The following is a 25,881-nucleotide window of genomic DNA, read 5'->3' as shown; positions in this document are numbered from 1 at the left end:
ATGTTCGCCGACGTACGGAAAATCGCCGCGCTCGCGTGGCCCGTATTGATCGGCCAACTGGCCATCATCGCGTTCGGCGTAATCGATACGGCGATGGTCGGGCGCTACTCGGCCGTCGATCTGGCCGCCCTCGGTCTCGGCTCGTCGATCTACGTCTCGGTCTATATCGGCCTGACCGGCATCCTGACCGCGCTGCAGCCGATCGCCGCGCAACTGTACGGCGCGCGCCGCTACGGCGAGATCGGCGAAGAGGTGCGCCAGTCATGGTGGCTCGCCGCCGCGCTGACCGTGATCGGCTTTCTGATCCTGTTCTTCCCCGGGCCGCTGTTGTCGTTGTCGCACGTGCCCGACGCGCTGCACGAGCGCACGCTCGCGTATCTGCGGATTCTCGCGTTCGGGCTGCCCGCCGGCCTCGCGTTCCGGGTCTACAGTTCCGTTGCCAACGCGCTCGGCAAACCGCGGCTCGTGATGTTCCTGCAGATTGCCGCGCTGCTGCTGAAAATTCCGCTCAATACCTGGTTCATTTTCGGCGGCCTCGGCGTGCCGGCGCTGGGCGGTCCGGGCTGCGCGCTCGCGAGCACGCTGCTCAACTGGGCGCTCGCGGCGCTTGGCATGCTGCTGCTCGCGCGCGTCGACGATTTCAAGGCGCTCGGTATCTTCACGCAGTTCTGCTGGCCGGTCTGGAAGCGCCAGGCCGCACAACTGCGGCTCGGTATTCCGATGGGGTTGTCGTATCTGATCGAGGTCACGTCGTACACGTTCATGGCGCTCTTCATCGCGCGCTTCGGCACGACGACGCTCGCCGGGCATCAGATCGCCGGCAATATCGGCGCGGTGCTGTATATGACGCCGCTGTCGATCGGCATCGCATCCTCGACGCTGGTCGCGCAGGCGCTCGGCGCGCATCGGCCGCAAGCGGCGCGCACGCTGTCGCGTCACGGCATCGCGATGGCGGTCGCGCTCGCGTGCTGCTATGGCGCGCTCGTGCTGGTGCTGCGGCCGTATATCGTCGACGGCTATACGACGAACGCGCAGGTCGCGGCGAAGGCGTTGCCACTGGTGCTGATCGTCGCCTGCTACCACCTGTTCGACGCTTTGCAGATCACGACCGCGTTCGTGCTGCGCGCCTACAAGGTCGCGGTCGTGCCGACCGTCATCTATGCGGTCGCGCTGTGGGGTGTCGGGCTCGGCGGCGGCTATGCGCTCGGCTTCGATACGACCGGCCTCACGCCGTCCTGGCTCACCGGCGCGCGCGGGTTCTGGGTCGCGAATACTGCCAGTCTCGCGATTGCCGGGGCCGGCTTGCTCGTGTATTGGCGGATCGTGAGCCAGCGCTATTTGCGCAAGACCGCTGCAGTGCGGGTTGATTCGGCTGTATGAGGCGATGGGGGCTCAGGAAGGCCCCAAATCGAACTGATGGGACCGTTAGTTGCACCCCAAAGCCGGGGGTGAGACTCTAGCTGTCCTGCATCCGCCATCCCTCTCCCCTTGCAGATCAGCCCTCTCACGCCGCGCACGCGGCCTCCCCCTGCCGATCCCTGGCCTCGAATATTTCGCGCGCCGCGAACAACGCATTGAGCGCGGCCGGAAATCCCGCATAAAGCGCCATCTGCATGAACACCTCGACGATCTGCTCGCGCGTGCAGCCGACGTTCAGCGCCGCCTCGATATGCACTTTCAACTGCGGCTGCGCACAGCCGAGGGTCGCGAGCGACGCGATCGTCGCAATCTCACGCGTGCGCAGATCGAGCTGCGGCCGGCTGTAGATGTCGCCGAAACCGAATTCGATCAGCAGGCGCCCGAATTCCGGCGCGATCGGTGCAAGCGCGGCGATTACCTGCTCGCCCGCCGAACCGTCGATTTCCCTGAGCTTGTCCCATCCGCGCTTGTAGCGGTCGTTGTCTGCGTAGTCCATTGCAAGTCCTCATTGGCGTGTGAGGACGACGAGGCTTCGTCGTCCTGTCGTGCCGGATCGGGCTCAAGCGCGCCGCTCGTGGCCGCCTCGTAGTACGCGATCTTGTCGTCGATCGCGCCGAGGTTGCTCTGCAGTTCGGCGATCCGCGCGAGCAGCGCGGTGCGATGCGCGACCAGCAGGTCGCGGCGCTCGCGCATCGTCGGATGGCCTTGCGCGCGCAGCGCGGCGATCTGCTGCATGCCGGAAATCGACATGCCCGTCGTCTTCAGACGCATCACGAAGCGTAACCAGTCGAGATCGGCTGGCGAGTACAGCCGGTGCCCCGCCTGCGTGCGCCCGACCGGCCGGATCAGGCCGGCCTGCTCGTAATAGCGCAGCGTGTGCGTGGATACGCCGATCGTTTCGGCGACCTGACCGATGGTGAGCGCGGTTGAGTGTTTCGACATGACAGACTCAGGTTAGGACTTCGAGTGCACTCTAAGTCAAGCGTCGGACGGTGTCATCCGCCGGCGTTACCTATTCTTTATCGCAAGCGCTTTATCGCGACCGGTATCGACCGATAAATTCACCGGAATTGCATGCGGCTAAAAGTTTTAAAGATTGTGTGGCCGGATTTACTTGTCATCGATCGATCGGTATAAATCGACCGCTATCTCAAATCGGGTCTGCGATTTGTTCTATGCTTAAACGCAGCGCCCGCTGACAGGATAGGTCGTCCGTTCCCGGCTAACTTTTTGCCCTCAATGGAGTGCTTGCCATGCTGAAGAAGCTTTTCATGCTTTGCGTCGCTGTGGCTTTGTCGCTGTCGGCCGGATTTGCCGCGGCCGTGGAAGTGAATACCGCCGATCAGGCCGCGCTCGAATCGGTCAAGGGCATCGGCCCCGTGCATGCGAAAGCGATCCTCGACGAACGCGCCAAAAACGGCCCGTTCAAGAATGCCGACGATCTCGCCGCGCGCGTGAAGGGCCTCGGCCAGAAATCGGTCGAAAACCTCGAAGCGGCCGGACTGACGATCAACGGCTCGTCGGCGCCGCCGACCGGCGCGAAGACGTCGGCCAGGTCGGCCACGAAGACGACGCCAGCGGCTCCCGCGGCAACCACCGCCGCCGCGCCCGCTGCCACGACGGCAGCGCCGGCCGCGGCTGCTCCCGCATCGGCCGCGAAGCCGTCGAAGTCGAAGAAGAAGGCGGCTGCACCCGACGCGACAGCCGCTGCGGCGCCGGCCGCCACGGCAGCTAGCGCACCGGCCGAAGCATCCGGCACCAAGGCTTCGAAGAAAGCGAAGAAGAGCAAGGCGGCATCCGCCGCGGCCGCGTCCGGCGCTTGAGGCCGCGCGGGGCTGCCGCCCTTGCGTTTCACCGCGACGCGCAACCGCGCGTCGTCGTCACCCGCCCGGCCGTCATGCACGCGCCGGCATTCAAGAGAGACCGTCATGAGCCTACTCGACACCATCGGTTCCCTGCTTGGCAAATCGCCAGAAGGCGGCGGCCAGCAAGCGCTGATCGCAGCCGCGCTCGAATTCGTCAATAACCAGCCTGGTGGCCTGAACGGCCTGATCCAGCGCTTCCAGGAAAAGGGCCTCGGCGACGTCGTGTCGTCGTGGGTCGGCAACGGCGAAAACCAGCCGATCGCGCCCGACGCGCTGCATAACGTGCTCGGCTCCGAGGCCGTGAGCGGCCTCGCCGCCAAGGCCGGCGTCCAGCCGGATCAGGTGACAGGTCTGCTGTCGCAGATCCTGCCGCACGTCGTCAACGCGGCCACGCCGGAAGGCGAAGTGCCGGCCGATGGCAAGCTGAACGCGACCACGGTGCTCGGCGCGCTCGGCGGCCTGTCGGCGCTGCTCGGCAACAAGGGCAACGCTTGAGCACGCAGTGCGCGATGCGCTGACGGCGGCTCATGCTGCCGGTCGAGGTCGACGCCCGGTTTGAAAGCGGCGGGCAAAAAAAACCGGCAACGAAGTCGCCTTCGTCGCCGGTTTCTTAACGTTGGCGGGAACGACTCGACTACCGCCGTCCCGTCGCGTCATCAAGCCATCGCGCTCAGTGCACGACGCGTTCGAACCGCAGCTCACCGTCGTCCACTTCGACCGGAATGACATCCTTCGGACCGAACTTGCCGGCCAGAATCAGCTTCGCGATCGGGTTCTCGATCTCCTGCTGGATCGCGCGCTTCAGCGGCCGCGCACCGAACAGCGGATCGTAGCCGACCTTGCCGATGTGCTCGAGCGCCGCGTCCGATACCACCAGCTGCATGTCGAGCTTCGCGAGCCGCTCGTGCAGACGCTGCAACTGGATCCGCGCGATCGACTGGATGTTCGAGCGATCGAGCGCATGGAACACCACGACGTCGTCGATCCGGTTCAGGAACTCGGGCCGGAAGTGCAGCTTCACCTCTTCCCACACCGCGTCCTTCACCGCTTCCTGCGGCTCGCCGACCATCGCCTGGATCACCTGCGAGCCGAGGTTCGAGGTCATCACGATCACCGTGTTCTTGAAGTCGACGGTGCGGCCCTGGCCATCGGTCATGCGGCCATCGTCGAGCACCTGCAGCAGCACGTTGAACACGTCCGGATGCGCCTTCTCGATTTCGTCGAGCAGGATCACGCTATACGGCTTGCGGCGCACGGCCTCGGTCAGATAGCCGCCCTCCTCGTAGCCGACGTATCCCGGCGGCGCGCCGATCAGACGCGCGACGCTGTGCTTCTCCATGAACTCGCTCATGTCGATACGGATCAGGTGATCTTCCGAATCGAACAGGAACGACGCCAACGCCTTGCAAAGCTCGGTCTTGCCGACGCCGGTCGGCCCCAGGAACAGGAACGAGCCGTACGGGCGGTTCGGGTCCGCCAGACCCGCCCGCGAGCGGCGGATCGCATCGGCGACCGCGCTGATCGCCTCGTCCTGGCCGACCACGCGCTCATGCAGCTTCGACTCGATCTGCAGCAGCTTTTCGCGCTCGCCTTGCATCATGCGCGACACCGGAATACCGGTGGCCCGCGACACCACTTCGGCGATCTCTTCCGCGCCGACCTGCGTGCGCAACAGACGCGGACGCTTCGGACTGTTCTGCTCCTCGGCTTCGGCGCGCGTGACTTCCTTCAACTGCGCTTCGAGCCCCGGCAGCTTGCCGTACTGAAGTTCGGCGACCTTCTCGAGCTTGCCCTCGCGCTGCAGACGCACGATTTCCGCGCGCGTCTTCTCGATCTCTTCCTTCAACTGCGCGCTGCCCTGCACCGCTGCTTTTTCGGCGGTCCAGATTTCTTCGAGGTCCGAATATTCACGGTTCAGGCGTTCGATTTCCTCTTCGATCAGTTGCAGACGCTTCTGCGACGCTTCGTCCTTCTCCTTCTTCACCGCTTCGCGTTCGATCTTCAGCTGGATCAGACGACGGTCGAGCCGGTCCATCTCCTCCGGCTTCGAGTCGATTTCCATCTTGATCTTCGACGCGGCTTCGTCGATCAGGTCGATCGCCTTGTCCGGCAGGAAGCGGTCCGTGATGTAGCGATGCGACAGCTCCGCCGCCGCGACGATCGCCGGGTCGGTGATGTCGACGCCGTGGTGCAGCTCATAGCGCTCCTGAAGACCGCGCAGGATCGCGATGGTCGCCTCGACCGACGGTTCGTCCACCAGCACCTTCTGGAAACGGCGCTCGAGCGCGGCATCCTTCTCGATGTACTTGCGGTATTCGTCGAGCGTGGTCGCGCCGACGCAATGCAGTTCGCCGCGCGACAGCGCCGGCTTCAGCATGTTGCCCGCGTCCATCGCGCCCTCGGCCTTGCCGGCACCGACCATCGTGTGAATCTCGTCGATGAAGACGATGGTTTGGCCTTCGTCCTTCGCGATGTCGTTGAGCACGGCCTTCAGGCGCTCTTCGAACTCGCCGCGATATTTCGCGCCCGCGAGCAGCGCGGCCATGTCGAGCGAAAGCACGCGCTTGTTCTTCAGCGTTTCCGGCACTTCGCCGTTGACGATGCGCTGCGCGAGTCCTTCGACGATCGCGGTCTTGCCAACGCCCGGCTCGCCGATCAGCACCGGGTTGTTCTTGGTGCGGCGCTGCAGGATCTGGATGGAACGGCGGATTTCGTCGTCGCGGCCGATCACCGGATCGAGCTTGCCGGCGCGGGCGCGCTCGGTCAGGTCGATCGTGTATTTCTTCAGCGCTTCGCGCTGGCTTTCGGCGTCCTGGCTATGCACCTGGGAGCCGCCGCGCACCGCGGCGATCGCGGTTTCGAGCGCCTTGCGCGACAAGCCGTGCTCGCGCGCGAGACGGCCCACGTCGCCTTTGTCGTCGGCGACCGCGATCAGGAACATTTCGCTCGCGATGAACGTGTCGTTGAGCTTTTGCGCTTCCTTGTCGGCCTGGTTCAACAGACCAGTCAGTTCACGGCCGATCTGCACGTTGCCGTCAGTGCCTTGCACCTGGGGCAGCCGCGTGATCGCGTCGTTCAGTGCGGTCTGTAGAGGTTGTACATGCACGCCGGCGCGCGATAGCAGCGAGCGAGCGGAGCCGTCCTGCTGCGCGACGAGTGCCGCCAGCACGTGAACGGGTTCGATGTACTGATTGTCGTGGCCAACCGCCAGACTCTGGGCGTCCGCGAGTGCTTCCTGGAATTTAGTGGTGAGTTTGTCGATTCTCATCAAGAGACCTCCAATTTCGATTACCACCAAAATGAGGCGATTTATTAGGGTTTCAAGCGCTTTTTTGGCCTCGGTCGCAACTATTTAACATTTGAGCGCAAGAACTGCCGCGATCCTTCCCCGGTGAGGCGGCCGGACGGGTTTGCGCACCCTGGAGCCGACTCGATGTCCTAGCTTTTGTGGCCCAACGTCGCCGAACTGCCGCCACGCGTGCCATCCGATGCCACCGGAATCGGCAGCGGCACCCTCTGAACGTTGGGTCCCAACCCGAGCAATGCCGCGAGCGCACTTTTCGGTTCTGCGACTTCGCCGATGGTAAAGCGATCGAGTTCGGCGAGAAAAGCGAGGTTCGCCGCCTGCAGCGCGCCGCGCAGCCGGCAGTGCGGCGTGATCACGCAAGGCCGCTGTTGGCCTTGCCGGTCCGGCAGACAGCCGACCAGCGCAAAGTCGCTTTCCGTGACCCGCACCACGTCGCCGACGGTCAGCGACAGCGATTGTGCGGCGAGCCGCAACCCGCCGTTGCGGCCGCGCACGGTTTCGACCCAGCCCAGTTCGCCCAGTTGCTGCACGACCTTCATCAGATGGTTCTTCGAGATGCCGTAAGCTTCCGAAATGTCGTGAATCGTCGATAATCCGTCGCCCCGCACCGCGAGGTACAGCAGCACGCGCAGCGCGTAATCCGTATAGTCGGTAAGTCTCATAGGTCCTGGTATAGCTTGAAAAGCTGCGAGCAAGTGCGTTGAACGTGCCCGATAACCGCGTCGACGCAAGGGTTGCGGTGAATCTGCGCCGCGCCCTAACATCAGTGGCTGGCGGCGTCGTTGCTCGAATCGCGTTGCAAAGCTGTGTCGGATAGCAATAGTAGCTTTTTCCGCATCAACCGTTTGTTAGAAAAACGGGGGGTTCGAAGTTCAGTCCAGCCGCCACCATCGGCAAACGTATTTTTCTGGAATCCGCATGAATCCGTCTTTCCCCGCCGCGCCACCGGTCGAGCGCGCGGCCGAACCCACCGAGGCCAATATCCGCGAGCTCGTCTACGGCTTTTACGATCGTGTGCGCGCCGATCCGCTGCTCGGTCCGGTCTTCGACGCGAAGCTCGAGGGCCGCTGGGACGACCATCTGCCGAAGATGTGCACGTTCTGGAACAGCCTTGTGCTCGGCGCGAAGCAGTATCGCGGCAACGTGCAGCAGGTGCATCAGCCGCTCGAAGGCATCGAGCCGCAGCACTTCAGCCGCTGGCTGTACCTGTTCCTGGATACGGTCGAATCGCGCTATCAACCGGCCGCGGCGGTCCGTTTCATGGAGCCGGCGCTACGGATTGCGCAGAGTCTGCAGCTGAGCCGTTACGGCTGGGATTACAAGATTCCGGCGGAGCAGCAGGCGCTGCTCGAGCGGGTGGCGCCGAAGCGTCGGCCCCGCGATGCTGACGACGATGGCGAGCAGCCGTCGCGGCCGGCTGGGGAGCCGTTTCCCGTGCCGATCATCGGACGCTCACGGGACCAGTGAACGTCGGTCGGCGCCGACCCGCCTGACACAAACGCGCCGCGTGCGTCACCGCAGCGCCGTGGCCCGCGGTTCGGCTACTCCGCCGTCTGGTTTCCCGATGCGATGCCCCAGCGCGCGAGCGCGGCATCGTCGGTCACGCGCGCGTCGACCCAGCGCTCGCCCGCGTCGGTTTTCTCTTTCTTCCAGAACGGCGCTTCGGTCTTCAGATAGTCCATCACGAATTCGCACGACGCAAACGCGTCGCCGCGATGCGCGGCCGTCGTCGCCACGAGCACGATCTGATCGAGCGGATACAGCTTTCCGACACGATGCACGATCAGCACCTCGATGCCCGGCCAGCGTTCGCGCGCACGCTCGACGATCGCCTCGAGCGACTTCTCCGTCATGCCCGGATAGTGTTCGAGCTCCATCGTCTCGACAGCGCTGCCCTCGTTCAGGTCGCGCACGGTGCCGACGAAGCACGCGACCGCGCCGATCCTCGGATTGCGAGCGCGCAGCGCGGCCACCTCGTTGCTGAGGTCGAAGTCTTCGATCTGGACGCGAACGGGCATGGGTGACTCCTGAGGGCTTTTGTCGCTGGCGTGAACGTGATGATGGGCGTGAGCGCGGCTCAGCCGCCTGTGACGGGCGGAAAGAACGCGACCTCGCAGCCCTCGGTAATACGCGTGCTCGCGTCGGTCATCACGTGGTTGCAGGCCATGCGCAGCGCGCGGCCTTCGGCGAGCGTCTCGGCCCAGATGCCGCCACGCACGCGCAGCCACGCGCGCACGTCGCCGACGGTCGCGATGCCGTCGGGCACCTCGACGGTTTCGTCGGAGGTATTGAGCGCTTCACGTACGCTCGCAAAGTATCGAAGTTCAATCTTCATCGGGATACCGCCGGTTTGTGCCGCGCATGCCGCGCATGCCTCGGATAGCCTGCCTCAGTTCAGCAGTTCGGAAAACGGAATGAAGCGCACGGTTTCGCCGGCGCTGATCGCGTGGTTCGGCGGATTGTCGATCAGGCCGTCGCCCCACACGGTCGACGTCAACACGGCCGAGCTCTGATTGGCAAACAGTTCGAGCCCGCCGGCCGCGTTGACGCGCGCGCGCAGGAATTCGTTGCGACGATCGGCCTTGCCCTGCGTGAAGTCCGCGCGCAGCGACAGCGCGCGCGGCGCGACCGCCTGCACGCCGGCCAGCCGCAGCACGAACGGACGCACGAACAGCAGGAACGTGACGAAGCTCGATACCGGATTGCCGGGCAGGCCGATGAAAAACGTTTCGGCCGTGCCCACCGCGCCACGGCGCACCGCGCCGAACGCGAGCGGCTTGCCCGGCTTCATCGCGATCTGCCACATCGACAGACGCCCTTCGGCCTCGACCGCCGGCTTCACGTGATCCTCCTCGCCGACCGACACGCCGCCGCAGGTGAGAATCAGATCGTGCGCCTCAGCGGCCTCGCGCAGCGTTGCACGGGTCGCGTCGAGCTGATCGACGACGATGCCGTAGTCGGTCACGTCACAGCCGAGCTTCTCGAGCAGGCCGCGCAGCGTGAAGCGATTCGAGTTGTAGATCGCGCCGGGCCTCAGCGGCTCGCCGGGCATCGTCAGTTCGTCGCCGGTGAAAAACACGGCGACCTTCACGCGCCGACGCACCTCGAGCTGCGCGCATCCGACCGACGCGGCAAGCCCCAACGCCTGCGGCGTGAGTCGCGTGCCGGCCGGCAGGATCACCGAGCCCGCGCGAATATCGGCGCCCTGCGCGGTGATCCACTCGCCCGCCTGCGGACGATGCACGATCGTCACCTCGTCGCCGGCCACCTCGGTCTGCTCCTGCATCACGACCGCGTCCGCGCCAGCGGGCACCGTCGCGCCGGTGAAGATGCGTGCCGCGCTATTGGGCGCGAGCGGCGCCGGCGCATGGCCGGCCGGAATCCGTTGCGAGACCGGCAGGCGGCTGCCGTGCGCGAGATCGGCGATACGGACTGCGTAGCCGTCCATCGCGCTCGTGTGCATCGGCGGCACGTCGAGCGGCGACGTGACGTCGGTGGCGAGCACGCGATTCAGCGCGTCGAGCGTCGGCAGCGTTTCGATACCGTCGATCGCTCGCGCGGCGTCGAGCAGGATCGCCAACGCATCGGCAGTGGCGAGCATCGGAGCGCGGGGCGTGGATGTGGACATCTGGAGTGTCGAAGCCGCAGGTTAAAAGAACATTGTAGCGGCCGATGCCGTTAGCCTGGGCGGCCGGGCGTCATGGAGAGTTTTTTGCGATTTTCGCTGCGTGGCCGCCGAGGGTGCGGCCAGCGCTTTTTCGTAGGGGGGCGGGCGTCGGGATGCCGCGTGAGCCGAAAACAGCCCACACGGCCCGCTTGCCCTCGCCGGTCGCCCTTATTCGCCGGTATTCGCGACGATGAAGTCCTTCACCTTCTGCGCATCCGCGGGCACGACCTCGAAGCGCTGCGGCAGCGATTCGAGCCCCGTGAACGCCGCCGGCCGCTCCGGTTCGCGCAGCAGCGCTTCGCGGATCGTCTCGCCGAACTTGATCGGTTGCGCGGTCTCGAGCACGATCATCGGAATGCCCGGTTGCAAATGCTCGCGCGCGACCTTCACGCCGTCGGCCGTGTGCGTGTCGATCATCGTGTCGTAGCGCTGGAACACGTCGCGGATCGTCTCGATGCGGGTGTCGTGGCTGCTGCTGCCGGACACGAAACCGAACTCCCTCACGCGCGCGAAGTCGCCGCTCGCCGCGAGGTCGAAACCGCCCTTCTCCTCGACGTCGCGGAACAGTTGCAGCACGCGCGCCGGATCGCGGCCGAGCAGGTCGTACACGAAACGCTCGAAGTTCGACGCCTTCGAGATGTCCATGCTCGGGCTGCTCGTGTGATACGTCTCGGCTGCCTTGCGCACGCGGTAGATACCGGTGCGGAAGAACTCGTCGAGCACGTCGTTCTCGTTGGTCGCGACGACGAGCTTCTCGATCGGCAGGCCCATCATGCGCGCGATGTGACCCGCGCACACGTTGCCGAAGTTGCCAGACGGCACCGTGAACGACACGCGCTCGTCATTCGACTTCGTCGCGGCAAAGTAGCCCTTGAAGTAATAGACCACCTGCGCGACGACCCGCGCCCAGTTGATCGAATTGACCGTCCCGATCTTGTACTTCGCCTTGAACGCGTGATCGTTCGACACCGCCTTCACGATGTCCTGCGCGTCGTCGAACACGCCTTCCACCGCGAGGTTGAAGATGTTCGGGTCTTGCAGGCTGTACATCTGCGCGGTCTGGAACGCGCTCATCTTTTTGTGCGGCGACAGCATGAACACGCGGATGCCCTGCTTGCCGCGCATCGCGTATTCGGCGGCACTGCCGGTATCGCCCGAGGTCGCGCCGAGAATGTTCAGCGTTTCGCCGTGCTTCGCGAGCGCGTACTCGAACAGGTTGCCGATCAGCTGCATCGCCATGTCCTTGAACGCGAGCGTAGGCCCGTTCGACAGTTCGAGCAGCGACAGCGGCGCGCCGTCTTCGACGCCGAGCGTCTTCAGCGGCGTGATCTGCGCGGCGCTTTCGTCGTCTCGCACGTTGCAGTAGGTCGCGGCCGTGTAGGTCTTGCGCGTCAGCGCGCGGAGGTCTTCTGCGGGGATGTCGTCGCAGAACTTCGACAGGATCTCGAACGCGAGATCCGCGTACGGCAGCGTGCGCCAGCGCGTGAGTTCATCCGCGGTGACGCGCGGATATTCGGCCGGCAGATACAGGCCGCCGTCTTTCGCGAGACCGCCGAGCAGGATGTCGGAGAAGGTATGGCGCTCGCCGGCTCCGGCGCCGCGCGTGGAGAGGTAGTTCATAGTTCGGCCTAGTTCAGCGCTTCCATGCGAAGCTTCGTGACTTGCGAGACGACGGTCTGCAGCGCCTCGATCGACTTGATTGCGGCGTTGACCTGCTTTTCGACCGTCTCGTGCGTGATCAGCAGGATGTCGGTTTCGCCCTTGCCGTTCGCGTCGACGAGTTCCGATTCCTTCTGCAGCAGCGCGTCGATCGAAATGCCGGTGTCCGCCAGAATGCGCGTGATGTCGGCGAGCACGCCGGTCACGTCGGCGACGCGCAGGCGCAGGTAGTAGCCGCTCGTGACTTCTTCGATCGGCAGGATCGGCGTGTTCGACAGGCTGTCCGGCTGGAACGCCAGATGCGGCACGCGGTGCTCGGGGTCGGCCGTGTGCAGACGCGTCACGTCGACCAGATCGGCGACCACCGCGGACGCCGTCGGCTCTGCGCCTGCGCCCTTGCCGTAGTACAGCGTCGTGCCGACCGCGTCGCCATGCACGACGACCGCGTTCATCGCGCCTTCCACGTTCGCGAGCAGGCGCTTTTCCGGAATCAGGGTGGGATGCACGCGCAGTTCGATGCCCTTGTCGGTGCGCCGCGTGATGCCGAGCAGCTTGATGCGATAGCCGAGTTCCTCGGCGTATTTGATGTCGATCGCGGCGAGCTTGCTGATGCCCTCGACGTACGCGCGGTCGAACTGCACCGGCACGCCGAACGCGATCGCGCTCATGATCGTCGCCTTGTGCGCGGCGTCGACGCCCTCGATGTCGAAGGTCGGATCGGCTTCCGCGTAGCCGAGCTCCTGCGCGGCCTTCAGCGCGGTCGCGAAATCGAGCCCGCGGTCGCGCATCTCCGACAGGATGTAGTTCGTCGTACCGTTGATGATGCCGGCGATGTACTGGATACGGTTCGCCGTCAGGCCTTCGCGCAGCGCCTTGATGATCGGAATGCCGCCCGCCACCGCCGCTTCGAACGCGACCATCACGCCGTTGGCGCGCGCCGCCTCGAAAATCTCCGTGCCATGTACCGCGAGCAGCGCCTTGTTGGCGGTGACCACATGCTTGCCGTTGCTGATCGCGCGCAGCACGAGGTCGCGCGCGATGCCGGTGCCGCCGATCATTTCCGCGACGATCGCGATCGACGGATCGTCGACGACCGCGTTGAAGTCATCGGTCAGCGCCACGCTGCCGGCTTCGCCGCCGAGCGCCGCCGTCGCCTTGGCCGGGTTGCGCACGGCGATGCGCGCAATCTCGATGCCGCGGCCCGCGCGACGTTTGATTTCTTCCTGATTGCGGCGCAGTACCGTGAAGGTGCCGCTGCCTACCGTGCCGAAGCCCAGCAGTCCAACTTTGATCGGTTCCATGCAGCGTGTGTTTCTAATAGAGGTTTGAAAAGGGTGTCTGGGGTGGCACGAGCGGCGCGCCTGATGCGCCGCGTCACGCGCCACATCGTACGCGAGGCCGGCTCAGGCTGTGTGACGCTTGCGGTAGCCATCGAGGAAGCGCGCGATCCGGTTGATCGAATCCGCGAGGTCGTCGACGTTCGGCAGGAACACGACGCGGAAGTGATCCGGCGTCTTCCAGTTGAAGCCGGTGCCCTGCACGAGCAGCACGCGCTCTTCGAGCAGCAGGTCGAGGATGAACTGCTGGTCGTTCTGGATCGGATACACCTTCGGGTCGAGGCGCGGGAACATGTACAGCGCCGCTTCCGGTTTCACGCAGCTTACACCGGGGATCGCCGTGAGCATCTCATACGCGAGCTCGCGCTGCTTGTACAGGCGCCCGCTCGGCACGATCAGGTCGTTGATGCTCTGATAGCCGCCGAGCGCGGTCTGGATCGCATACTGGCCGGGCACGTTCGGACACAGCCGCATCGATGCGAGAATGCCGAGCCCTTCCAGATAGTCTTTCGCGAGCCGGCGGTTCTCGCCGGTCAGGCCCGAAATGGCCATCCAGCCGGCGCGGTAGCCGCACGAGCGGTAGCTCTTCGACAGGCTGTTGAACGTAACGGTCAGCACGTCTTCGGACAGCGACGCCATCGACGTGTGCTTCTTGCCGTCGTAGATGATCTTGTCGTACACCTCGTCGGCGAAGATCACGAGGCCGTGCTGGCGCGCGATCTCGATCAGGCCGAGCAGCAGTTCGTCCGAATACAGCGCGCCGGTCGGGTTGTTCGGGTTGATCACGACGAGCGCGCGCGTGTTCGGCGTGATTTTCGCGCGGATGTCGTCGAGGTCGGGCATCCAGCTATTCGACTCGTCGCAGATGTAGTGCACCGGCGTGCCGCCCGCGAGGCTCACGCCGGCGGTCCACAGCGGATAGTCGGGCGCGGGCAGCAGCACTTCGTCGCCGTCGTTGACGAGGCCCTGCAGCGCCATCACGATCAGCTCGGACGCGCCGTTGCCGATGTAGATGTCGTCGAGCTCGACGCCGTGCACGCCCTTTTGCTGCGTGTAGTGCATGATCGCCTTGCGCGCGGCGAACACGCCCTTCGAATCGGAGTAGCCCGACGAGCTGGGCAGGTTCAGGATCATGTCCTGAATGATTTCATCGGGTGCCTCGAAACCGAACGGCGCCAGATTGCCGATGTTCAGCTTGATGATGCGGTGGCCCTCTTCTTCGAGCCGCTTCGCGTGTTCGAGGACGGGCCCGCGAATGTCGTAGCAGACATTCAACAATTTGTTGGATTTGAGAATCGGTTTCACGGCGGGCACTTCATCCTGGTTGATGGCTGGGGCAAACCTTGGGCAAACGGGGCCCGGCTGACGTCACCGGGCAGCTCGGATTCACCGATACGGGAATTCGGACGCGGCGGCGCCACCGAAGGGGGCCAACTGCGAAATGGGGTCGAACTGTCGAGCGGCCGCGGCTTTCCGGGTTCCGGCGCGGGGAAAAAACGCAGCGATAGCGGGCGATGCCAGCACAGGTAGCCGGTGGGCCACGCCGATGCGCCCAGCGCGGCTTGTGGCGGCACTTGAGCGAGGGGCGCCGCAAGGCGGCTAAAAAGTTATAATTTAGCGGATTTTGGCCGACTTCCGCAATGCACCACCCGCAACGGCAAGCCTTTTCGGCCTTCTCGTGCGTCACACGCGTCGAACCGCACGGCCTGTGCGACGTGCATCCAGGCCGGTAATACGCATGACGTCTCACGACGACTTCGGAAAACCAATTTGAAATTACATCAGGATTCCAGCGGCGCGCTGAATACCGTTACCGGCTACGGCGCCGACTACGTCGAAATCAATCTGGTGCGTCACGCGGGCAGTATTCTCGTGCTGCCGGACGCGCCGGTCATTCCCTGGCCCGTCTCGTCGTTCGAGCAGCTGAGCGCCGAGCATTTCGCGATGCTGGTCGACACCGCGCCCGAAGTGGTCGTGTTCGGCAGCGGCGAGCGGCTGCGCTTTCCGCACCCGCGGTTGACCGCCGCGCTCACCGCGAAACGCATCGGCGTCGAAACGATGGACTTCAAGGCCGCCTGCCGCACCTACAACATTCTGATGGCCGAGGGCCGCAAGGTCGCGGCCGCGTTGCTGATCGAAGCCTGAGCGGGCCCGGCGCCGGCGCATCCCGCACGAGCCCGCGCCGGCGCCGGCCCCGTTCTGGCCCCCGCGCCGCGCCCGTGCGCGCGTCGTCGATAACAAGAAGGGTTGATATTTCATGAACGATACGCCGTCGAGGCTACCGCTCAACCGCACCGCAATCCTGTTGCTGGTGCTGTTTCTCGCCGTGATCTGGTTCGTGCCGCTCGGCTGGCGCCATCTGCTGCCGAGCGACGAAGGCCGCTACGCCGAAATGGCGCGCGAAATGTTCCTGACCGGCGACTGGATCACGCCGCGCTACAACGCCTACAAGTACTTCGAGAAGCCGCCGCTGCAAACCTGGGCGAACGCGTTGACGTTCGCGTGGTTCGGCATCGGCGAATGGCAGGCGCGCCTCTATACCGCGCTGACGGGCTTCGCCGGCGTGCTGCTGATCGGCTTCACCGGCGCGCGCGTGTTCAACGCGGCGACCGGCGTGTTCGCGGCGCTCGTGCTCGCCTGCGCGCCGTACTGGAACCTGATGGGCCACTTCAACACGCTCGACATGGGCCTGTCGTTCTGGATGACCCTCACGCTGTGCGCGCTGCTGCTCGCGCAGCGCCCGAACCTGCGCCTCCCGTGCGTGCGCGGCTGGATGTGGGTGTGCTGGGCGTCGATGGCGCTGGCGGTGCTCTCCAAGGGCCTCGTTGGGCTGATCCTGCCGGGCGCGGTGCTGGTGCTCTACACGCTGATCGCGCGCGACTGGGCGCTGTGGAAGCGGCTTCACCTGGTGAGCGGCCTGATCGTCTTTTTCGCGATTGTCGCGCCGTGGTTCGTCCTCGTGCAGCAGCGCAATCCGGAATTCCTGAACTTCTTCTTCGTCGTCCAGCAGTTCAAGCGCTATCTGACGCCCGAGCAGAATCGCCCCGGCGCGTTCTACTACTTCGTGCCGGTGCTGCTGGTGGGCTTCCTGCCGTGGCTGTCGGTAACCGTGCAAAGCGTGCGCCACGCGTGGCGTCAGCCGCGCCAGCCGAACGGCTTCGCGCCGGTCACGCTGATGCTCACGTGGATCGTCTTCATCTTCCTGTTCTTCAGCGCGTCGCACTCGAAGCTGCTGTCCTACACGCTGCCGATCGCGCCGCCGATCGCGATGCTGATCGGCATGTACCTGCCGCTCGTCACGCGCGAGCAGCTGCGCCGGCATCTGGCGGGCTACGCGCTGTTTTTCGTGGTCGCCGCGTTTGCCGCGCTGTTCCTGCCGCGCCTCGGCTCCCAGCGTAATCCGGCCACGCTGTACGCCGAGTTCCGCGTGTGGGTGCTCGCCGGGCTGGCCGTGGCTTTCGTGCTCACGCTGGTCGCGTTGTGGCTGAACCGCCGCGGCGAGGATGGCGTGGGCGCCAACGCGCGGGTCGGCCTCGGCAGCCTCGCCGCGTTCGGCGCGGGCTGGCTGCTGCTCGCCACGATCGCGGGCACCGGCCACGACGTGTTCGGACGCCTGAGCTCCGGCGCGCCGCTCGCTCCCGCGATCAAGGCAAAACTCGCGCAGCTGCCGCCCGACACGCCGTTCTACTCGGTCGGCGTGCTCGACCACACGCTGCCGTTCTACATCGGCCACACGATGATCATGGTCGCGCACCCGGACGAGCTCGCGTTCGGCGTGTCCGTCGAGCCGCAAAAATGGGTGCCGACGGAACAAGCATGGATCGAACGCTGGAAGGCCGATCGCTACGCGCTCGCGCTGATCCCGCCGCCGACCTACGAGCGCCTCGTCAAGCAAGGCGTGCCGATGCAGGTGATCGCGCGCGATCCGCGTCGCGTGGTGGTGATGAAGCCGCTCGCCGATGGGGCTCCCGCCGCCGCCCCCGCCTCCACGCCCGCGGCAAAGCCCTAATCCTCTCGAGAACCAGACCGTTCGATGAACCCGATTTCCCTCTTCTGCATCCTCGCCGGCGTCACGCTGAACGCCGGCGCGCAGCTGCTGCTCAAGGCCGGCACGAATGCCGTTGGACACTTCGAATTCACCCGTGCGAACATCCTGCCCATCGGCTTCAGGCTGGCAACCCAGCCGCCGATCATCGGCGGGCTCGCCTGCTACGTGATCAGCGTGGCGGTATGGATCATCGGGCTCTCGCGTGTGGACGTGTCGATCGCGTATCCGATGCTGTCGCTTGGCTACGTGGTCAACGCAATCGCCGCGTGGTACCTGTTCGGCGAAGTGATGTCGGTGCAGAAGCTGGTCGGCATCGGCATCATTCTGGTCGGCGTGGTCGTGCTCGCGCGCAGCTAGGCGCCGGGCCTCGCGCAGGAACCCGCGCGGCACACGAGCCGCCTAAGCCTGACGTAAGGTAGGGCGCGGTAAGCTGCACGGTTGCGTTTTTTCCGCCGCGGCCTTGGGTTTGCGCGTAGTTTGTGGTTTACTTCGCGCCCGTCGGGCCGCGCCCCTTTCAATCGAGCGATGCATTCATGAGCCAGTCACAAGTCCCGTTTTTGCCGTTTGTCAAACCCGAGATCGACGAGGAAACGATCCAGGGCGTCGCCGACGTGCTGCGTTCCGGCTGGATCACCACCGGCCCGCAGAACCAGAAGTTCGAGGCAGCGCTGTCCGAGTTCTGCGGCGGCCGCCCGGTGCGCACGTTCAATTCCGGCACGGCGACGCTCGAAATCGGCCTGCGCATCGCCGGCGTCGGTCCCGGCGACGAAGTCATCACGACGCCGGCCACCTGGGTGTCGACCTGCAACGTGATCCTCGAAACCGGCGCGACGCCGGTGTTCGCCGACATCGACCCGGTCACGCGCAACATCGATCTCGATCTGCTCGAAAAAGCCATCACACCGCGCACCAAGGCGCTGCTGCCGGTGTTCCTGTCCGGCTTGCCGGTCGACATGGACCGTCTGTACGCGATCGCCCGCGAGCACAAGCTGCGCGTGATCGAAGACGCCGCGCAGGCGTTCGGCTCGACCTGGAACGGCGAGCGCATCGGCAAGCTCGGCGACATCGTGTCGTTCAGCTTCCACGCGAACAAGAACCTGACCTCGGTCGAAGGCGGCGCGCTCGTGCTGAACAACGAGGAAGAAGCGGTGCTCGCTCAAAAATACCGGCTGCAGGGCATCACGCGCACCGGCTTCGACGGCATGGACTGCGACGTGCTCGGCGGCAAGTACAACCTGACCGACGTCGCCGCGCGCGTCGGCCTCGGCCAGCTGCCGCATCTGGAGCGCTTCATCGCACAGCGCAAGAAGCTCGTGCGCGCGTACTTCGCGCAGTTCGAAGGCGGCGCGGCCGTGAAGCTCGGCGTCGGCCTGCCCGTCGCGGACTTCGAAAACAGCAACTGGCACATGTTCCAGATCACGCTGCCGCTCGAAAAACTGTCGATCGACCGCGCCGGCTTCATGGGCGAACTGAAGGAGCGCGGCATCGGCTCGGGCGTGCACTACCCTGCGCTGCACCTGTTTTCCCTGTACCGCGCGCGCGGCTTCAAGGAAGGCATGTTCCCGCACGCCGAACGCTTCGGCGCCACCACCGTCACGCTGCCGCTCTTCACGCTGATGAACGAAGGCGACGTCGAGCGCGTGTGCCGCGCGGTCAACGAAATTTGCGAACACTACGGAAAGTAAGCGGACATGACTTATTCGGAACATCGCGCCGTCGCACCGGAAGTGTCGATCATCATTCCGGTGTACAACGAGGAAGCCGGACTGGCCGCGCTGTTCGCGCGCCTCTATCCGGCGCTCGATGCGCTCGGCACCGGTTATGAAGTGATCTTCATCAACGACGGCAGCCGCGACAAATCCGCGGCGCTGCTCGCCGGACAGTTCCGCGCGCGGCCCGACACGACGCGCGTGATCCTGCTGAACGGCAACTACGGCCAGCACATGGCAATTCTCGCGGGCTTCGAGCAGTCGCGCGGCGACATCGTAATCACGCTCGACGCCGACCTGCAGAATCCGCCCGAGGAAATCGGCAAGCTCGTCGCGAAGATGCGCGAGGGCTTCGACTACGTCGGCACGATCCGCCGGCAGCGCCAGGACAGCCTGTGGCGCCGCAAGGCGTCGCGCGCGATGAATCATCTGCGCGAGCGCATCACGCGCATCAAGATGACCGACCAGGGCTGCATGCTGCGCGCGTACAGCCGTCACATCATCGATACGATCAACCGCTGCGGCGAAATCAACACGTTCATCCCCGCGCTCGCGTACACGTTCGCGCAGAATCCGGTGGAAGTCGAGGTCGCGCACGAAGAACGCTTCGCCGGTGAGTCGAAGTACTCGCTGTACTCGCTGATCCGCCTCAATTTCGACCTCGTCACCGGCTTCTCGGTGGTGCCGTTGCAATGGCTGTCGTTCATCGGCGTGATCCTGTCGCTAGGCTCCGCGGCGCTGTTCGTCCTGCTGCTGATTCGGCGCTTCATCATCGGCGCGGAAGTTCAAGGTGTGTTCACGCTGTTCGCTATCACCTTCTTCCTGCTCGGCGTGATCATCTTCGCGCTCGGCCTGCTCGGTGAATACATCGGCCGGATCTATCAGCAGGTGCGTGCGCGGCCGCGTTATCTGGTCCAGACCATTCTCGAAGAACGCGACGGCGGCGCCGTCGCCGAAGCGCCGCGTCAGACAGTCGCGCAAGGCGTGCAGCCGGTGCCGGTCGCCGATCAGGGACACCAGCCATGAAGCCGCGCGCCGTCGTATTCGCGTATCACAACGTCGGCGTGCGCTGCCTGCAGGTGCTGCTCGCGCGCGGCGTCGACGTCGCGCTCGTCGTCACGCACGAAGACAACCCGAGCGAGAACATCTGGTTCGGCAGCGTGGCATCGGTGGCGGCCGAGCACGGCATCGCCGTCGTCACGCCGGCCGATCCGAAGAGCCCGGAACTGCGCGCCGCGGTGAGCGCCGCGCGGCCGGACTTCATCTTCTCGTTCTACTACCGCCACATGCTGCCGCCCGATCTGCTTGCGATCGCCGCACGGGGCGCTTACAACATGCACGGCTCGCTGCTGCCGAAGTATCGCGGCCGCGTGCCGACCAACTGGGCGGTGCTCAACGGCGAGAGCGAAACCGGCGCGACGCTGCACGAAATGGCCGCCAAGCCCGACGCCGGCGCGATCATCGCGCAGACCCCGGTGCCGATCCTGCCCGACGACACCGCCGCGCAGGTCTTCGACAAGGTCACGGTCGCCGCGGAGCAGACGCTGTGGCGCGTGCTGCCGGCGCTGCTCGCGGGCGAGGCGCCGCATCTGCCGAACGATCTCGCGCACGGCAGCTACTACGGCGGGCGCAAACCGGAAGACGGCCGCATCGACTGGAGCCAGTCCGCGCAGCAGGTCTACAACCTGATCCGCGCGGTCGCGCCGCCGTATCCGGGCGCTTTCACCGATCTGAACGGCCATCGGTTCATCGTCGCACGCGCGCGTCTGGCCGTGCCCGGCGCGCTACGCTCGGATTTGCCGCCGGGCCTGCACGTAAGCGATAATGCCGTTTTCGCAATTTGCGGCGACGGCCGCGCAATCAACATCCACGAATTGCGGCACCAGCACGATGGCGGCGAGACTGCCGTCAGTCCGGCGAAATTCGCCCAGCTCATCCAATCTCATTCATGAAAAAAGTCCTGATTCTGGGTGTGAATGGCTTTATCGGCCATCACCTGTCCAAACGCATTCTCGAAACGACCGACTGGGAAGTGTTCGGGATGGACATGCAGACCGAACGTCTCGGCGACCTCGTCAATCATGAGCGGATGCACTTCTTCGAAGGCGACATCACGATCAATAAGGAATGGGTCGAATATCACATCAAGAAGTGCGATGTGATCCTGCCGCTCGTCGCGATCGCCACGCCCGCCACCTATGTGAAGCAGCCGCTGCGCGTGTTCGAACTCGACTTCGAAGCGAACCTGCCGATCGTGCGTTCGGCCGTCAAGTACGGCAAGCACCTCGTGTTTCCGTCGACCTCCGAGGTCTACGGCATGTGCACGGACGAGCAGTTCGATCCGGAAGAATCGCAGCTGTCGTACGGCCCGATCAACAAGCCGCGCTGGATCTACGCGTGCTCGAAGCAGCTGATGGACCGCGTGATCTGGGGTTACGGCATGGAAGGCCTGAACTTCACGCTGTTCCGTCCGTTCAACTGGATCGGCCCGGGCCTCGACTCGATCTACACGCCGAAGGAAGGTAGCTCGCGCGTGGTCACGCAGTTCCTCGGCCACATCGTACGTGGCGAGAACATCAGCCTCGTCGACGGCGGCGCGCAAAAGCGCGCATTCACGGATATCGACGACGGCATCAGCGCGCTGATGAAGATCATCGAGAACAAGAACGGCGTCGCCACCGGCAAGATCTACAACATCGGCAATCCGACCAACAACTTCTCGGTGCGCGAGCTCGCGCACAAGATGCTGGCACTTGCGGCCGAATTCCCCGAATACGCGGACTCGGCCAAGAAAGTGCAACTGGTCGAAACGTCGTCGGGCGCGTACTACGGCAACGGCTATCAGGACGTGCAGAACCGCGTGCCGAAGATCGACAACACGAAGCAGGAACTCGGCTGGGCACCCACGTCGACTTTCGACGAAGCGCTGCGCAAGATTTTCGAAGCGTATCGCGGCCACGTCGCGGACGCCCGCGCACTCGTCGAACAGCAATAAGGGCGCATCCTTGGCTCGCATCGTCCTGAAGATCGACGTCGACACGCTGCGCGGCACCCGCGAAGGCGTGCCGAATCTCGCGCGCATCTTCGACCGTTTCAAGGCGCGCGCCACCTTCCTGTTCAGCCTCGGGCCCGACCACACCGGTTGGGCGATGCGCCGCGTGCTGCGGCCGGGTTTTCTGAAGAAGGTGTCGCGCACGTCGGTGGTCGAGCATTACGGCGTCAAACAGCTGATGTACGGCGTGCTGCTGCCAGGTCCGGACATCGGCGCGAGGGCGGCGGCCGAGATGCGCGCGATCCACGAAGCCGGCTTCGAGTGCGGCATCCATACCTGGGATCACGTGTACTGGCAGGACAACGTGCGCGCCAAAGATCGCGCGTGGACCGTCGCGCAAATGCAGCAGAGCCACGCGCGCTTCATCGAGGTATTCGGCACGCCGCCCGTCACGCACGGCGCGGCGGGCTGGCAGATGAACGGCCACGCGTTCGAGCAGATCGACGCGTGGGGCATGCACTACGCGTCTGATGGTCGCGGCCACTCGCCGTATCTGCCGGTGGTCGACGGCAAGACGCTCAAGCACGTGCAGATGCCGACCACGCTGCCGACGCTCGACGAAGTGCTCGGTGTCGATGGTGTCGACACGCACAACGTCGCCGCGTGGATGCTGAAACAAACCGAAAAAAATCCGCACGACCAGGTGTTCACGCTGCACGCGGAACTCGAAGGACAGAAGCTCGCGCCGGTATTCGAACAGTTGCTCGAAGGCTGGCGCGCGCAGGGCCACACGTTCGCCACGATGGGCGATTACTACGCCACGCTAGACCGCGACACGCTGCCATCGTACCCTGTTACGTGGGGTGAAATTCCGGGGCGCTCCGGCGAGTTGATCGTCCAGCCCTGAAGGGCCGCGGCGCGTTGCGAAGGTCGTCGGTAAGCACGCCGCTTGCTGCCTGCCCGTTCGCCGCGTGGCCGTCCGATCGGGCAGCCGCAAGGCAACCTCAAGGCAACCGCAAGGCCGCACGCCGACCGAATCCCCGAACAACAACAACCTCGACGACAGACCGGCCGACGCCGCGGCACCTAGCGACGCCGGCCCCAACCACCGGAGAACCTCGTGTCCATCGCAGTCGACCAACCCATCCCCGACTTCACCGCCGCCGCGACGGGCGGCGAAATCACGCTGTCAAAGCTGCGGGGCAAGAAGGTGGTGCTGTATTTCTATCCGAAGGACAACACGCCGGGCTGCACGACCGAAGGTCTGCAGTTCCGCGATCTGTATACGAAGTTCAAGAAGGCCGGCGCGGAAGTGATCGGCGTGTCGCGCGACAGCTTGCGTTCGCATGACAACTTCAAGGCCAAGCTCGAACTGCCCTTCCCGCTGATTTCCGATCCGGAAGAAACGCTGTGCGCGCTCTTCTCCGTCATCAAAATGAAGAAAATGTATGGCAAAGAGGTACGGGGAATCGAGCGCTCCACGTTTCTCATCGACGCCGCTGGCGTGCTGCGCCAGGAGTGGCGCGGCGTCAAGGTGCCGGGTCACGTCGACGAAATTCTGGAGGCTGTACAAGCGCTTTGATGCGCGTTATATTGGGCCGCAATGAGTGCCTGTCCACCCCATATTTTTCTCCGCTGCGCCAGCTCTGACGGCCGCTTGACCGGGTCCACCGGTGCCGTTCCGAGCGTGAGGCGCAATGCGAGCATCATCGTCGAGCCGCTAGCCCCGAATACCGGGGCGGCGGCTTTTTTAATTGCGCGCGACCGCTCGTTCACTGGTTCGCGCGCTTCCGTCAAGGAGCCTATCGAAGACCAGGCGAACCGGCATCTCTAGACCGAATGCGCGCCTCCTCGCGCAGACTGGGTGTTCCATGAGGACATCGTCAGAATGCGACGGGCGGCGCACGATATGCGACCCGATCATTTCGAGGGAAACCATGCCTTTGCCTACTCCCCCCAGCAAGCTCGGCAATCTTTTGTCGCCTGACGAATACAAGGCCAAAGCCGTCACGCCCGCGCGCTCCACTGCGAAAAAACAGGCGCGTGAAGGGGAATCCGCAGAGTCGGCCGATTACGGCCGCGCCAATGTTGCCACCCCGATGGCGCACGCCGCCAACGCCGCCACCACGTTGTGGCCCGTGCCCGCCGTCGAATCGCCGCCCGCCGCGCAACCCGCGCCGGCGCGTGGCCGCAAGACCAAGCAGACCGCCGCGCTGTTGCAGCCGGTTCCATCCGGACGCTCGCAGCTCGGGGGCGACGAGGCCGCAACGCAGCCGGTCGTCGCACGCGCGAAGCACCCCACGGCCGAAACAGCCGCCGCACCCGCCGCGGCGACCCCGGCCACCGCGCGCAAGAAACGCGGCACCAGCGCCGCGCCAGTCGAGGTGCAGAAGCTTTTCGTGCTCGACACCAACGTGCTGATGCACGATCCGAGCTGCCTGTTCCGCTTCGAGGAGCACGACGTCTATCTGCCGATGATGACGTTGGAAGAGCTCGACAACCACAAGAAGGGGATGTCGGAAGTCGCGCGCAACGCGCGTCAGGTGAGCCGCACGCTCGACGCGCTCGTCGCGAACGCGGGCGACATCACCGGCGGCATTTCGCTCGCGCGGCTGGGCAGCCGCGAGGCATCCGGACGCCTGTTCTTCCAGACCCGGCTGACCGCGATCGAGCCCGTCGAAGGGCTGCCCGAAGGCAAGGCCGACAACCAGATCCTCGGCGTCGTGCGCGCGCTGCAGCGCGATCGCGCGGATCGCCAGGTCGTGCTGGTGTCGAAAGACATCAACATGCGCATCAAGGCGCATGCGCTCGGCCTGCCCGCCGAAGATTACTTCAACGACCAGGTGCTCGAGGACAGCGACCTGCTGTACACGGGCATCCGCGCGCTGCCGCAAGACTTCTGGACCCGGCACGCGAAGGGCATGGAAAGCTGGCAGGACACCAAAACCGGCACTACGTACTACCGTGTGACGGGTCCGCTGTGCGCTTCGATGCTGGTCAACGAGTTCGTTTATCTGGAGCCGCAAAACGGCGAGCCGGCGTTTCATGCGCTGGTGCGTGAGCTGAACGGCAAGACCGCGCTGCTGCAAACGCTGCGTGACTATGGCCACCACAAGAACAACGTGTGGGGCATCACGGCGCGCAATCGCGAGCAGAATTTCGCGCTGAACCTGCTGATGAATCCGGAAATCGACTTCGTCACGCTGCTCGGCCAGGCTGGCACCGGCAAGACGCTGGTCGCGCTCGCGGCGGGCCTCGCGCAGGTGCTCGACGACAAGCGCTACAACGAGATCATCGTGACGCGCGCGACGGTGCCGGTCGGTGAAGACATCGGCTTCCTGCCGGGCACCGAAGAGGAAAAGATGCAGCCGTGGATGGGCGCGTTCGACGACAACCTCGAAGTGCTGCAAAAAACCGACGACGCCGCCGGCGAATGGGGCCGCGCCGCGACCCAGGAGCTGATCCGTTCGCGCCTGAAGATCAAGAGCATGAACTTCATGCGCGGCCGGACGTTCGTCGACAAGTATCTGATCATCGACGAGGCGCAGAACCTGACGCCGAAGCAGATGAAGACGCTCGTCACGCGCGCGGGTCCGGGCACGAAGATCATCTGCCTCGGCAACATCGCGCAGATCGACACGCCTTACCTGACCGAGGGCAGCTCGGGCCTGACCTATGTGGTCGATCGCTTCAAGGGCTGGGCGCACAGCGGACACGTGACGCTCGCGCGCGGCGAGCGCTCGCGCCTCGCTGACTACGCGTCGGAGATTCTCTAGGCGTTCGGAAGTCCTTTTCCGGCTTTTCATTGCAAGCCGCGTCCGGTTCGTTCCGGGCGCGGCTTTTTTATTGCGCCGACGTTCTCCGCAGGCAACACTTAG

At 64.9% G+C, this 25,881-nt stretch carries 24 protein-coding genes; 14 read left to right on the top strand and 10 right to left on the bottom strand.

Annotated elements, in window-relative coordinates; translation table 11 throughout:
• Positions 1 to 1,380, top strand: coding sequence for an MATE family efflux transporter (locus AB3X95_RS02345; RefSeq protein ID WP_368620573.1), 1,380 nt, complete (start codon positions 1 to 3; stop codon positions 1,378 to 1,380).
• A 124-nt stretch (positions 1,381 to 1,504) separates the two neighbouring features.
• Here AB3X95_RS02345 and AB3X95_RS02340 read toward each other — a convergent pair whose 3' ends face one another.
• Together AB3X95_RS02340 and AB3X95_RS02335 are read right to left on the bottom strand one after the other, a co-directional pair.
• On the bottom strand, positions 1,505 to 1,915 hold the full coding sequence (locus AB3X95_RS02340) for a carboxymuconolactone decarboxylase family protein (protein WP_368620572.1): 411 nt from the start codon (positions 1,913 to 1,915) through the stop codon (positions 1,505 to 1,507).
• Positions 1,834 to 2,361: a MerR family transcriptional regulator gene (locus tag AB3X95_RS02335; RefSeq protein WP_176368867.1), complete on the bottom strand. Its 528-nt coding sequence runs from the start codon at positions 2,359 to 2,361 to the stop codon at positions 1,834 to 1,836. Before AB3X95_RS02335 ends, AB3X95_RS02340 begins: the two co-directional genes overlap by 82 nt.
• 311 nt (positions 2,362 to 2,672) lie before the next feature.
• Between AB3X95_RS02335 and AB3X95_RS02330 the strand changes: the two genes are divergently transcribed.
• Together AB3X95_RS02330 and AB3X95_RS02325 are read left to right on the top strand one after the other, a co-directional pair.
• On the top strand, positions 2,673 to 3,242 hold the full coding sequence (locus tag AB3X95_RS02330) for a ComEA family DNA-binding protein (RefSeq protein WP_368620571.1): 570 nt from the start codon (positions 2,673 to 2,675) through the stop codon (positions 3,240 to 3,242).
• A gap of 105 nt (positions 3,243 to 3,347) precedes the next feature.
• Entirely contained in the window at positions 3,348 to 3,779 is a 432-nt protein-coding gene (locus tag AB3X95_RS02325; RefSeq protein ID WP_176108661.1) for a YidB family protein, read from the top strand.
• A gap of 175 nt (positions 3,780 to 3,954) precedes the next feature.
• Here AB3X95_RS02325 and clpB read toward each other — a convergent pair whose 3' ends face one another.
• Both clpB and AB3X95_RS02315 read right to left on the bottom strand, forming a co-directional pair.
• Positions 3,955 to 6,552 (bottom strand): ATP-dependent chaperone ClpB, encoded by a 2,598-nt coding sequence (gene clpB, locus AB3X95_RS02320; protein WP_368620570.1) that lies wholly within the window; start codon positions 6,550 to 6,552, stop codon positions 3,955 to 3,957.
• A gap of 170 nt (positions 6,553 to 6,722) precedes the next feature.
• Positions 6,723 to 7,253: an Rrf2 family transcriptional regulator gene (locus AB3X95_RS02315; RefSeq protein ID WP_176119898.1), complete on the bottom strand. Its 531-nt coding sequence runs from the start codon at positions 7,251 to 7,253 to the stop codon at positions 6,723 to 6,725.
• A 256-nt stretch (positions 7,254 to 7,509) separates the two neighbouring features.
• Here AB3X95_RS02315 and AB3X95_RS02310 point away from each other — a divergent pair, with 256 nt between their 5' ends.
• Positions 7,510 to 8,058, top strand: coding sequence for a group III truncated hemoglobin (locus AB3X95_RS02310; RefSeq protein WP_176368866.1), 549 nt, complete (start codon positions 7,510 to 7,512; stop codon positions 8,056 to 8,058).
• Between the two features lie 74 nt (positions 8,059 to 8,132).
• Here AB3X95_RS02310 and moaE read toward each other — a convergent pair whose 3' ends face one another.
• The 6 genes from moaE to AB3X95_RS02280 all read right to left on the bottom strand — a co-directional run bounded on the left by moaE (position 8,133) and on the right by AB3X95_RS02280 (position 14,568).
• The gene (moaE, locus tag AB3X95_RS02305; protein ID WP_368620568.1) at positions 8,133 to 8,609 is read right to left on the bottom strand and encodes a molybdopterin synthase catalytic subunit MoaE; all 477 of its coding nucleotides are present in this window, start codon (positions 8,607 to 8,609) and stop codon (positions 8,133 to 8,135) included.
• A 59-nt stretch (positions 8,610 to 8,668) separates the two neighbouring features.
• On the bottom strand, positions 8,669 to 8,926 hold the full coding sequence (moaD, locus tag AB3X95_RS02300; protein ID WP_176108666.1) for a molybdopterin converting factor subunit 1: 258 nt from the start codon (positions 8,924 to 8,926) through the stop codon (positions 8,669 to 8,671).
• Positions 8,927 to 8,980: 54 nt separating this feature from the next.
• Complete coding sequence (gene glp, locus AB3X95_RS02295; RefSeq protein ID WP_368620770.1) at positions 8,981 to 10,192, bottom strand: gephyrin-like molybdotransferase Glp; 1,212 nt, start codon at positions 10,190 to 10,192, stop codon at positions 8,981 to 8,983.
• 234 nt (positions 10,193 to 10,426) lie between these two features.
• Positions 10,427 to 11,878 (bottom strand): threonine synthase, encoded by a 1,452-nt coding sequence (gene thrC, locus AB3X95_RS02290; RefSeq protein WP_176368864.1) that lies wholly within the window; start codon positions 11,876 to 11,878, stop codon positions 10,427 to 10,429.
• Positions 11,879 to 11,886: 8 nt separating this feature from the next.
• Positions 11,887 to 13,218 carry a homoserine dehydrogenase gene (locus tag AB3X95_RS02285; RefSeq protein WP_368620567.1) on the bottom strand — a complete coding sequence of 444 codons (1,332 nt, stop codon included), beginning with the start codon at positions 13,216 to 13,218 and terminating at the stop codon, positions 11,887 to 11,889.
• Between the two features lie 102 nt (positions 13,219 to 13,320).
• Complete coding sequence (locus AB3X95_RS02280) at positions 13,321 to 14,568, bottom strand: pyridoxal phosphate-dependent aminotransferase (RefSeq protein ID WP_309235140.1); 1,248 nt, start codon at positions 14,566 to 14,568, stop codon at positions 13,321 to 13,323.
• A 456-nt stretch (positions 14,569 to 15,024) separates the two neighbouring features.
• Between AB3X95_RS02280 and AB3X95_RS02275 the strand changes: the two genes are divergently transcribed.
• From AB3X95_RS02275 to AB3X95_RS02230, 10 genes are all read left to right on the top strand, one after another.
• Positions 15,025 to 15,399 (top strand): Mth938-like domain-containing protein, encoded by a 375-nt coding sequence (locus AB3X95_RS02275; RefSeq protein WP_176119904.1) that lies wholly within the window; start codon positions 15,025 to 15,027, stop codon positions 15,397 to 15,399.
• Between the two features lie 112 nt (positions 15,400 to 15,511).
• Entirely contained in the window at positions 15,512 to 17,263 is a 1,752-nt protein-coding gene (locus tag AB3X95_RS02270) for a glycosyltransferase family 39 protein (protein WP_368620566.1), read from the top strand.
• A 24-nt stretch (positions 17,264 to 17,287) separates the two neighbouring features.
• Positions 17,288 to 17,659 carry an SMR family transporter gene (locus AB3X95_RS02265; protein ID WP_184043915.1) on the top strand — a complete coding sequence of 124 codons (372 nt, stop codon included), beginning with the start codon at positions 17,288 to 17,290 and terminating at the stop codon, positions 17,657 to 17,659.
• Between the two features lie 176 nt (positions 17,660 to 17,835).
• The gene (locus AB3X95_RS02260) at positions 17,836 to 18,987 is read left to right on the top strand and encodes a DegT/DnrJ/EryC1/StrS aminotransferase family protein (RefSeq protein WP_176108673.1); all 1,152 of its coding nucleotides are present in this window, start codon (positions 17,836 to 17,838) and stop codon (positions 18,985 to 18,987) included.
• Positions 18,988 to 18,993: 6 nt separating this feature from the next.
• The gene (locus AB3X95_RS02255) at positions 18,994 to 20,037 is read left to right on the top strand and encodes a glycosyltransferase (protein WP_176119907.1); all 1,044 of its coding nucleotides are present in this window, start codon (positions 18,994 to 18,996) and stop codon (positions 20,035 to 20,037) included.
• Positions 20,034 to 20,963 carry a formyltransferase gene (locus AB3X95_RS02250; RefSeq protein ID WP_176119908.1) on the top strand — a complete coding sequence of 310 codons (930 nt, stop codon included), beginning with the start codon at positions 20,034 to 20,036 and terminating at the stop codon, positions 20,961 to 20,963. The genes AB3X95_RS02255 and AB3X95_RS02250 overlap by 4 nt, the downstream gene beginning before the upstream one ends.
• Positions 20,960 to 22,006, top strand: a complete 1,047-nt coding sequence (locus AB3X95_RS02245) for a bifunctional UDP-4-keto-pentose/UDP-xylose synthase (protein WP_176108676.1) — start codon at positions 20,960 to 20,962, stop codon at positions 22,004 to 22,006. The genes AB3X95_RS02250 and AB3X95_RS02245 overlap by 4 nt, the downstream gene beginning before the upstream one ends.
• Positions 22,007 to 22,016: 10 nt before the next feature.
• Complete coding sequence (locus AB3X95_RS02240) at positions 22,017 to 22,910, top strand: polysaccharide deacetylase family protein (RefSeq protein WP_176119909.1); 894 nt, start codon at positions 22,017 to 22,019, stop codon at positions 22,908 to 22,910.
• 213 nt (positions 22,911 to 23,123) lie between these two features.
• Positions 23,124 to 23,585 carry a peroxiredoxin gene (locus tag AB3X95_RS02235; protein ID WP_176119910.1) on the top strand — a complete coding sequence of 154 codons (462 nt, stop codon included), beginning with the start codon at positions 23,124 to 23,126 and terminating at the stop codon, positions 23,583 to 23,585.
• A 355-nt stretch (positions 23,586 to 23,940) separates the two neighbouring features.
• On the top strand, positions 23,941 to 25,779 hold the full coding sequence (locus AB3X95_RS02230; RefSeq protein ID WP_368620565.1) for a PhoH family protein: 1,839 nt from the start codon (positions 23,941 to 23,943) through the stop codon (positions 25,777 to 25,779).
• Positions 25,780 to 25,881: the final 102 nt, after the last annotated feature.

It is taken from the genome of Paraburkholderia sp. BR13444 (genome assembly GCF_040948755.1).
GTDB classification, from domain to species: Bacteria; Pseudomonadota; Gammaproteobacteria; order Burkholderiales; family Burkholderiaceae; genus Paraburkholderia; species Paraburkholderia youngii.
Note: the sequence above shows the minus strand (reverse complement) of the source record. Positions and strands in the feature narration are given on the sequence as shown.

What these genes read in the sequence shown, in the direction of transcription:
- AB3X95_RS02345 (WP_368620573.1), top strand. Translation starts at nt 1, where the DNA reads ATGTTCGCCGACGTACGGAAAATCGCCGCGCTCGCGTGGCCCGTATTG.
- AB3X95_RS02340 (WP_368620572.1), bottom strand. Translation starts at nt 1,915, where the DNA reads ATGGACTACGCAGACAACGACCGCTACAAGCGCGGATGGGACAAGCTC.
- AB3X95_RS02335 (WP_176368867.1), bottom strand. Translation starts at nt 2,361, where the DNA reads ATGTCGAAACACTCAACCGCGCTCACCATCGGTCAGGTCGCCGAAACG.
- AB3X95_RS02330 (WP_368620571.1), top strand. Translation starts at nt 2,673, where the DNA reads ATGCTGAAGAAGCTTTTCATGCTTTGCGTCGCTGTGGCTTTGTCGCTG.
- AB3X95_RS02325 (WP_176108661.1), top strand. Translation starts at nt 3,348, where the DNA reads ATGAGCCTACTCGACACCATCGGTTCCCTGCTTGGCAAATCGCCAGAA.
- clpB (WP_368620570.1), bottom strand. Translation starts at nt 6,552, where the DNA reads ATGAGAATCGACAAACTCACCACTAAATTCCAGGAAGCACTCGCGGAC.
- AB3X95_RS02315 (WP_176119898.1), bottom strand. Translation starts at nt 7,253, where the DNA reads ATGAGACTTACCGACTATACGGATTACGCGCTGCGCGTGCTGCTGTAC.
- AB3X95_RS02310 (WP_176368866.1), top strand. Translation starts at nt 7,510, where the DNA reads ATGAATCCGTCTTTCCCCGCCGCGCCACCGGTCGAGCGCGCGGCCGAA.
- moaE (WP_368620568.1), bottom strand. Translation starts at nt 8,609, where the DNA reads ATGCCCGTTCGCGTCCAGATCGAAGACTTCGACCTCAGCAACGAGGTG.
- moaD (WP_176108666.1), bottom strand. Translation starts at nt 8,926, where the DNA reads ATGAAGATTGAACTTCGATACTTTGCGAGCGTACGTGAAGCGCTCAAT.
- glp (WP_368620770.1), bottom strand. Translation starts at nt 10,192, where the DNA reads ATGCTCGCCACTGCCGATGCGTTGGCGATCCTGCTCGACGCCGCGCGA.
- thrC (WP_176368864.1), bottom strand. Translation starts at nt 11,878, where the DNA reads ATGAACTACCTCTCCACGCGCGGCGCCGGAGCCGGCGAGCGCCATACC.
- AB3X95_RS02285 (WP_368620567.1), bottom strand. Translation starts at nt 13,218, where the DNA reads ATGGAACCGATCAAAGTTGGACTGCTGGGCTTCGGCACGGTAGGCAGC.
- AB3X95_RS02270 (WP_368620566.1), top strand. Translation starts at nt 15,512, where the DNA reads ATGAACGATACGCCGTCGAGGCTACCGCTCAACCGCACCGCAATCCTG.
- AB3X95_RS02265 (WP_184043915.1), top strand. Translation starts at nt 17,288, where the DNA reads ATGAACCCGATTTCCCTCTTCTGCATCCTCGCCGGCGTCACGCTGAAC.
- AB3X95_RS02260 (WP_176108673.1), top strand. Translation starts at nt 17,836, where the DNA reads ATGAGCCAGTCACAAGTCCCGTTTTTGCCGTTTGTCAAACCCGAGATC.
- AB3X95_RS02255 (WP_176119907.1), top strand. Translation starts at nt 18,994, where the DNA reads ATGACTTATTCGGAACATCGCGCCGTCGCACCGGAAGTGTCGATCATC.
- AB3X95_RS02250 (WP_176119908.1), top strand. Translation starts at nt 20,034, where the DNA reads ATGAAGCCGCGCGCCGTCGTATTCGCGTATCACAACGTCGGCGTGCGC.
- AB3X95_RS02245 (WP_176108676.1), top strand. Translation starts at nt 20,960, where the DNA reads ATGAAAAAAGTCCTGATTCTGGGTGTGAATGGCTTTATCGGCCATCAC.
- AB3X95_RS02230 (WP_368620565.1), top strand. Translation starts at nt 23,941, where the DNA reads ATGCCTTTGCCTACTCCCCCCAGCAAGCTCGGCAATCTTTTGTCGCCT.